Below are 6,445 nucleotides of genomic sequence, written 5' to 3'. Positions count from 1 at the left end.
TCGCGAAATTTCGCAGTCGCGACGCCAGAGACCGAGGGTTAGATCATGCCTAGCATTCACCTTCCGGCCGCCCGCTAGCGGACCCTGGTCAGGTTCCGCGAAGGTGGGCGCAGACATGCTGGGCTCGTCAGGATCAAACTGCACTATGAGGCGGCGGTTCATACCGCGCCAGGGGAGCGAATGGACAGCGAGGAGCCTCCGAACGTTCGGGTCGCCTGCTCGGGTGATATCGACGAGGTTGTGCGGCTGATGCACGACGCTGCGGCGTGGATGTCCGCCAAGGGAACGCCCGCCTGGGACGTCGCGCGGATCGACCGGACATTCGCGGAGACCTTCGTCCTGAGATCCGAGCTCCTAGTCGCGAGTTGCAGCGACGGCATCGTCGGCTGTTGCACCTTGTCGGCCGAGGATCCCGAGTTCTGGCCCGACGCCCTCAAGGGGGAGGCCGCATATCTGCACAAGCTCGCGGTGCGACGGACACATGCGGGCCGGGGTGTCAGCTCCGCGCTGATCGAGGCTTGCCGCCATGCCGCGCGAACGCAGGGGTGCGCCAAGCTGCGGCTCGACTGCCACCCGAACCTGCGTGGCCTATACGAGCGGCTCGGATTCACCCACGTCGACACTTTCAATCCCGGCTGGGATCCAACCTTCATCGCAGAACGCCTAGAACTCGAAATCTAACGTCCGTTCGGGCATCGAGGTCCATGTCGGGGTGGGACGGGCCCGTGGCTTCAAGATCACTTGCAGTCCGACCGCGATGTCTTGGTTGCGCGAGAGGTTGTCGATATCCTCCACTTCCATCATCAACCCTGGATAATGCCGCCGCCGTCATCGCCGCCGACGCCCGTGCCGGGCTTTTCGGGCCTGTCAGGCTTGCTCGGCCTTCAGCCTGCCTGGGCGAGATCTCCGGCGGACGGATTAACGGCGGAGCTTCGCCGCCTTTCGTGCGTGTGAAGGCCGAAGATAGTTCTCTCAAAAACATCCGTTTATGAGAGATACCAAATGTCATTTTCAGAAGACGACTGCACCAGTTGATTGGGCGTAATGGCTGTTGTGCAGCCAGCTCCTGACAGTTCAATATCAGAAGTGATCTGCACCAATCTCGACTATGCTCAATACTCGTGTGGGCTCTGTTGCAAAAATCGTGAAGCTTGAGCATGCTTGGCGGAGATTGGACGGACGGAACGATGACGGATTTCAAGTGGCGCCATTTCCAGGGTGATGTGATCCTGTGGGCGGTGCGCTGGTATTGTCGCTATCCGATCAGCTATCGCGACCTTGAGGAAATGCTGGCGGAACGCGGCATTTCGGTCGACCATACGACGATCTATCGCTGGGTCCAGTGCTACGCCCCGGAGATGGAGAAGCGGCTGCGCTGGTTCTGGCGGCGTGGCTTTGATCCGAGCTGGCGCCTGGATGAAACCTACGTCAAGGTGCGGGGCAAGTGGACCTACCTGTACCGGGCAGTCGACAAGCGGGGCGACACGATCGATTTCTACCTGTCGCCGACCCGCAGCGCCAAGGCAGCGAAGCGGTTCCTGGGCAAGGCCCTGCGAGGCCTGAAGCACTGGGAAAAGCCTGCCACGCTCAATACCGACAAAGCGCCGAGCTATGGTGCAGCGATCACCGAATTGAAGCGCGAAGGAAAGCTGGACCGGGAGACGGCCCACCGGCAGGTGAAGTATCTCAATAACGTGATCGAGGCCGATCACGGAAAGCTCAAGATACTGATCAAGCCGGTGCGCGGTTTCAAATCGATCCCCACGGCCTATGCCACGATCAAGGGATTCGAAGTCATGCGAGCCCTGCGCAAAGGACAGGCTCGCCCCTGGTGCCTGCAGCCCGGCATCAGGGGCGAGGTGCGCCTTGTGGAGAGAGCTTTTGGCATTGGGCCCTCGGCGCTGACGGAGGCCATGGGCATGCTCAACCACCATTTCGCAGCAGCCGCCTGATCGGCGCAGAGCGACAGCCTACCTCTGACTGCCGCCAATCTTTGCAACAGAGCCTCCGTCGCCATGCTCACCTCGCTTTGGTGCACACGAGTATTGAGCATAGTCGAGATTGGTGCAGATCACTTCTGATATTGAACTGTCAGGAGCTGGCTGCACAACAGCCATTACGCCCAATCAACTGGTGCAGTCGTCTTCTGAAAATGACACATGGCATCTGACATCAAGTTAGGGTATGCCTCAATCTGACGGCTGCGAACCGCCAGGGACAGGCGCAATGTCAGATTCTGTCGCGGCCTTGGCGCGTGCCTGGAAGCGTTCATAGCAATCCAGCCCGCAGAAATGTTCGACGTATTCCGCGCCTTCCGGGGTGAAGGCGGCATCGAGCGGAATTTCTTTGCAGCATACGCAGCAGGTGGTGCAACTGGCAGTGTTCGGGGCGTTTGCGTTCATGGTGGTACTCCTCCAGATTGGTAGCGAAGCTCAAAGCTGCCCACTCTCGGCTGGCTGGGAAGCGGTCATGATCTTCCCTTGAAGGCCCGCAGCAGCCGCGTCACAGACAGGACAAACAAGCCGGTCAGCGTGAGGGCTGCAATACCCCAGTGCTCCCCGATGAACGCGCCGGCCGTCGTGCCGGCTAGCACAATGGCGAGAATCGGCAAATGGCAGGGACAGGTGAGCACGGCCAGCGCGCCCCACAAGTAGCCGGTGATCGGTTTGTGCGTCTCAGACGGCAAGTGCTCTGGGCTGTTCATGGCAGACTCTCCGCGTGCTGTGCCGGTTCGGTTGGCATGGCGGCCAGTTGCATTTCGAGGCTGGCCAGGGCCTCGCGCCGACGCTCGACGAGTTGCCGCAACACGGCAAGCTGCGCAGACGCACCGTCACCGTCCGCAGCATCCAGCGCCCGGCACAGCCGCGCCAGTGCGTCCAGGCCGATACCCGCTTCGAAGGCAGCCCGTACAAAGCGCAGCCGTTGCAACGCGGTGTCATCGAACAAGCCGTAGCCGCCCGTGGTGTACGCGACCGGCCGTAGCAATCCGCGCAGCAGGTAGTCGCGCACGATATGCACGCTCACCCCGGCATCAAGGGCCAGCCGGGACACTGTGTAGGCGCTCATTGAACACCTCCTTTTCCTCATCCGGCGCAGCACGAAAGCTGCTTCACGTCCTTGCTGAAGGTCTGCGCCGCGAGCTTCAGCCCTTCGACCATGGTCAGGTAGGGGAACAATTGGTCGGCCAGTTCCTGCACGGTCATACGGTTGCGAATGGCGAGCACCGCCGTCTGGATCAGTTCACCCGCTTCCGGGGCCACCGCTTGCACGCCGATGAGCCGTCCGCTACCTTCCTCGATGACCAGCTTGATGAAGCCGCGTGTGTCGAAGTTGGCAAGCGCACGCGGCACGTTATCCAGTGTTAGCAGGCGACTGTCGGTCTCGATCCCGTCGTGATGTGCTTCCGCCTCGCTGTAGCCCACGGTGGCGACCTGCGGGTCGGTGAACACCACGGCCGGCATTGCGGTCAGGTCCAGGGCCGCATCGCCGCCAGTCATGTTGATCGCCGCACGAGTGCCGGCCGCTGCCGCCACATAGACGAACTGCGGCTGGTCGGTGCAGTCGCCGGCCGCGTAGATGTTCGGGCTACTGGTGCGCATGCCCTTGTCGATGACGATGGCCCCCTGCGCATTGACGGCTACCCCCGCCGCTTCCAATGCCAGGCTGCGCGTGTTCGGTGTCCGGCCGGTGGCGACCAGCAGCTTGTCGGCGCGCAATTCACCGTGCGTGGTGGTCAGCACGAATTCACCGTCCATATGGGCGACCTGGCTGGCTTGCGTGTGCTCCAGCACCTCGATGCCCTCGGCACGGAAAGCGGCTGTCACCGCCTCGCCGATGGCCGGGTCTTCACGGAAGAACAAGGTATTGCGCGCCAGGGCCGTGACCTTGCTGCCCAGCCGGGCAAAGGCTTGCGCCAGCTCCAGCGCCACCACCGACGAGCCGATTACGGCAAGGCGTTCGGGAATGGTGTCGCTCGCCAGGGCCTCGGTGGAAGTCCAGTAGGGTGACTCTTTCAAGCCCGGAATCGGCGGGACCGCCGGGCTGGCACCCGTGGCGACCAGGCAGCGGTCGAACATCACGACGCGCTCGCCACCCTCGTTCAAACTAACGATAAGGCTCTGGTCGTCCTTGAAACGCGCTTCACCGTGCAGAACGGTGATGGCTGAATTGCCGTCCAGGATGCCTTCGTACTTGGCATGACGGAGTTCTTCGACACGGGCCTGCTGCTGGGCCAGCAGCCGCTCGCGCAAGATCGTCGGCGGTGTGGGTGGCATGCCGCCGTCGAATGGGCTTTCCCGGCGCAGATGGGCGATGTGGGCGGCGCGGATCATGATCTTGGACGGCACACAACCGACGTTGACGCAGGTGCCGCCGATGGTGCCGCGCTCAATCAGCGTGACCTGCGCGCCTTGCTCGACGGCCTTCAGTGCTGCCGCCATCGCGGCTCCACCGCTACCAATGACGACGACCTGCAACGGGCGTTCGTTGCCACTGGGCTTATCAGCGGCCCCTATCCAGCCGCGCATCTTGTCGAGCAGGCCGGCGCGGTTGTCCGTCGGTGGCGCATCGGCAAGCGTTGCCTCGTAGCCCAGTCCGGCCACGGCGGTAGTCAGCGCATCCGATGACGTGCCCGCCTCAATGGCGAGTTGCGCTGTGCCCTTCGGATAGGACACCAGCGCCGATTGCACGCCGGGCACTTTCTCCAAGGCTTCCTTGACGTGAGCCGCGCACGAGTCGCAGGTCATCCCGGTGATTTTCAGGGTGGTCATGTATTTTTCCTTTTCTGTGGTGGCTACGGCTGTTGCCGTCAGCCACGTTGTTCTGGCAATTCACAGCTGTCCGGCCCGCAGCGGCGATGTGCTGGCGAGATGAAATCCCAGACCGACACCCCAACCATCAAGGCCAGGCCGACATAGAGCAGTCCACCGCTCTGCCAGCCGTAAGCCCGCATTAAAAACACCGCTGCCAGCACCAAGATCGGGCCTATCGTGCCGAGCGCCGTGCGTCGCCACTGTCGATGATTGAGCCAAGCGATAGCATTGGCGAGTAACGCGATGCCGGCGAACATCGGCAGCAGGATGCCAATGAATAGCCCCTCGTACTGGCTCAAGAAGCCCAGTCCGATGGCCGCGCCAAAGCTGGCGATGGCAGGAAAACAGGCGGCGCAGCCCATCGCGGAAACGACGCTGCCGAGCGCGCCGGTTTTGCCAGCGATGCGCGTGATGAGTCCCATGTGTCGCTCCCGAGTTCGGTTAACGGATCAGCGTTTGAGGCTGGACGGATAGCCCGCGTCCTCGGTCGCCTTGGTCAACTTCTGGACGTTGGTCTTGGCATCGTCGAAGGTGACGACGGCCTGGCGCTTGTCGAAACTTACGTCGGTCTTGCTCACGCCCTCAACCTTGGAAAGCGCGTGCTTGACAGTGATCGGGCAAGAGGCGCAGGTCATGCCAGGCACGGACAGCGTGACGGTCTGGGTGGCGGCCCACACGGGGGCAACAACGGCAGCGAGGGCGAGGGCGGCAAACAGTTTTTTCATGATGAACTCCTGTGATTAATAGAAAAATGGCATGACGTAGGGAAATCCGAGCGAGACCAGGACCAGCGCGGCCACGATCCAGAAAATGAGCTTGTAAGTAGCTCGCACTTGGGGAATCGCGCAGACCTCACCCGGTTTGCAGGCTTGCGCCGGGCGGTAGATGCGCCGCCAGGCGAAAAACAGCGCGACCAGCGCTGCGCCGATGAAGATCGGGCGATAGGGTTCCAGCACCGTCAGGTTGCCGATCCATGCCCCGCTGAACCCCAAGGCGATCAAAACCAGCGGCCCCAGGCAGCAGGCCGACGCAAGAATGGCGGCCAGCCCACCGGCGAAGAGCGCGCCGCGCCCGTTTTGTGGTTCAGACTTTTGTGGTTCAGACATACGCTTGTCCTTTCAAATTTGGTTTGGATAGCTTAAGCTTACTTCCGTAGTTATGTACGGAGTCAAGCGATATGCAAATTAATTTTGAGAATCTGACCATTGGCGTTTTTGCCAAGGCGGCCGGGGTCAATGTGGAGACCATCCGGTTCTACCAGCGCAAGGGCCTGCTGCCGGAGCCAGACAAGCCCTATGGCAGCATTCGCCGCTATGGCGAGGCGGATGTAACACGAGTGCGGTTCGTGAAATCGGCCCAGCGGCTGGGCTTTAGCCTGGACGAAATCGCCGAGCTACTGCGGCTGGAGGATGGCACCCATTGCGAGGAAGCCAGCGGCCTGGCCGAGCACAAGCTCAAGGATGTGCGCGAGAAGATGGCCGACTTGGCACGCATGGAGGCCGTGCTGTCTGAACTGGTGTGCGCCTGCCATGCGCGGAAAGGGAACGTTTCCTGCCCGCTGATTGCGTCACTGCAAGACGGAACGAAGCTCGCTGCATCGGCGCGGGGGAGTCACGGGGTGACTACGCCTTAGC

General features: G+C 61.9%; 10 protein-coding genes. 3 read left to right on the top strand and 7 right to left on the bottom strand.

Annotated features, from left to right (window positions below):
- Positions 1-180 precede the first annotated feature (180 nt).
- Complete coding sequence (locus tag R7Z50_RS23390; RefSeq protein WP_000376623.1) at positions 181-681, top strand: GNAT family N-acetyltransferase; 501 nt, start codon at positions 181-183, stop codon at positions 679-681.
- Positions 682-1,187: 506 nt separating this feature from the next.
- A complete protein-coding gene (locus R7Z50_RS23380; protein ID WP_001389365.1) occupies positions 1,188-1,952 on the top strand; it encodes an IS6-like element IS6100 family transposase in 765 nt (254 codons plus the stop codon).
- A gap of 237 nt (positions 1,953-2,189) precedes the next feature.
- Here the strand turns inward: R7Z50_RS23380 and R7Z50_RS23370 are convergent, their stop codons facing one another.
- From R7Z50_RS23370 to merT, 7 genes are all read right to left on the bottom strand, one after another.
- Positions 2,190-2,402, bottom strand: coding sequence for a DUF3330 domain-containing protein (locus tag R7Z50_RS23370; protein WP_000993245.1), 213 nt, complete (start codon positions 2,400-2,402; stop codon positions 2,190-2,192).
- 65 nt (positions 2,403-2,467) lie between these two features.
- The gene (gene merE, locus R7Z50_RS23365; protein ID WP_001087807.1) at positions 2,468-2,704 is read right to left on the bottom strand and encodes a broad-spectrum mercury transporter MerE; all 237 of its coding nucleotides are present in this window, start codon (positions 2,702-2,704) and stop codon (positions 2,468-2,470) included.
- Positions 2,701-3,066, bottom strand: coding sequence for a mercury resistance co-regulator MerD (gene merD, locus R7Z50_RS23360; RefSeq protein WP_001277466.1), 366 nt, complete (start codon positions 3,064-3,066; stop codon positions 2,701-2,703). The genes merE and merD overlap by 4 nt, the downstream gene beginning before the upstream one ends.
- A gap of 17 nt (positions 3,067-3,083) precedes the next feature.
- Complete coding sequence (gene merA / locus R7Z50_RS23355) at positions 3,084-4,769, bottom strand: mercury(II) reductase (protein ID WP_000209296.1); 1,686 nt, start codon at positions 4,767-4,769, stop codon at positions 3,084-3,086.
- A gap of 38 nt (positions 4,770-4,807) precedes the next feature.
- A complete protein-coding gene (gene merC / locus R7Z50_RS23350) occupies positions 4,808-5,233 on the bottom strand; it encodes an organomercurial transporter MerC (RefSeq protein ID WP_000522996.1) in 426 nt (141 codons plus the stop codon).
- A gap of 27 nt (positions 5,234-5,260) precedes the next feature.
- On the bottom strand, positions 5,261-5,536 hold the full coding sequence (gene merP, locus R7Z50_RS23345; protein WP_000732275.1) for a mercury resistance system periplasmic binding protein MerP: 276 nt from the start codon (positions 5,534-5,536) through the stop codon (positions 5,261-5,263).
- Positions 5,537-5,551: 15 nt separating this feature from the next.
- A complete protein-coding gene (merT, locus tag R7Z50_RS23340) occupies positions 5,552-5,917 on the bottom strand; it encodes a mercuric ion transporter MerT (protein ID WP_001294656.1) in 366 nt (121 codons plus the stop codon).
- A 71-nt stretch (positions 5,918-5,988) separates the two neighbouring features.
- On the opposite strand from merT, the gene merR reads away from it, so the two are divergent.
- Positions 5,989-6,444 (top strand): Hg(II)-responsive transcriptional regulator, encoded by a 456-nt coding sequence (gene merR / locus R7Z50_RS23335; protein WP_001166628.1) that lies wholly within the window; start codon positions 5,989-5,991, stop codon positions 6,442-6,444.
- Position 6,445: the final 1 nt, after the last annotated feature.

Source organism: Vibrio sp. 1249-1, from assembly GCF_033340495.1.
This window is presented reverse-complemented; position numbering and strand designations above follow the sequence as displayed.

Bases quoted from the DNA above. Each gene is read 5' to 3' on its own strand.
- merT (WP_001294656.1), bottom strand. From the start codon at position 5,917: ATGTCTGAACCACAAAAGTCTGAACCACAAAACGGGCGCGGCGCGCTC.
- merE (WP_001087807.1), bottom strand. From the start codon at position 2,704: ATGAACAGCCCAGAGCACTTGCCGTCTGAGACGCACAAACCGATCACC.
- merP (WP_000732275.1), bottom strand. From the start codon at position 5,536: ATGAAAAAACTGTTTGCCGCCCTCGCCCTCGCTGCCGTTGTTGCCCCC.
- R7Z50_RS23390 (WP_000376623.1), top strand. From the start codon at position 181: ATGGACAGCGAGGAGCCTCCGAACGTTCGGGTCGCCTGCTCGGGTGAT.
- R7Z50_RS23380 (WP_001389365.1), top strand. From the start codon at position 1,188: ATGACGGATTTCAAGTGGCGCCATTTCCAGGGTGATGTGATCCTGTGG.
- R7Z50_RS23370 (WP_000993245.1), bottom strand. From the start codon at position 2,402: ATGAACGCAAACGCCCCGAACACTGCCAGTTGCACCACCTGCTGCGTA.
- merA (WP_000209296.1), bottom strand. From the start codon at position 4,769: ATGACCACCCTGAAAATCACCGGGATGACCTGCGACTCGTGCGCGGCT.
- merC (WP_000522996.1), bottom strand. From the start codon at position 5,233: ATGGGACTCATCACGCGCATCGCTGGCAAAACCGGCGCGCTCGGCAGC.
- merR (WP_001166628.1), top strand. From the start codon at position 5,989: ATGCAAATTAATTTTGAGAATCTGACCATTGGCGTTTTTGCCAAGGCG.
- merD (WP_001277466.1), bottom strand. From the start codon at position 3,066: ATGAGCGCCTACACAGTGTCCCGGCTGGCCCTTGATGCCGGGGTGAGC.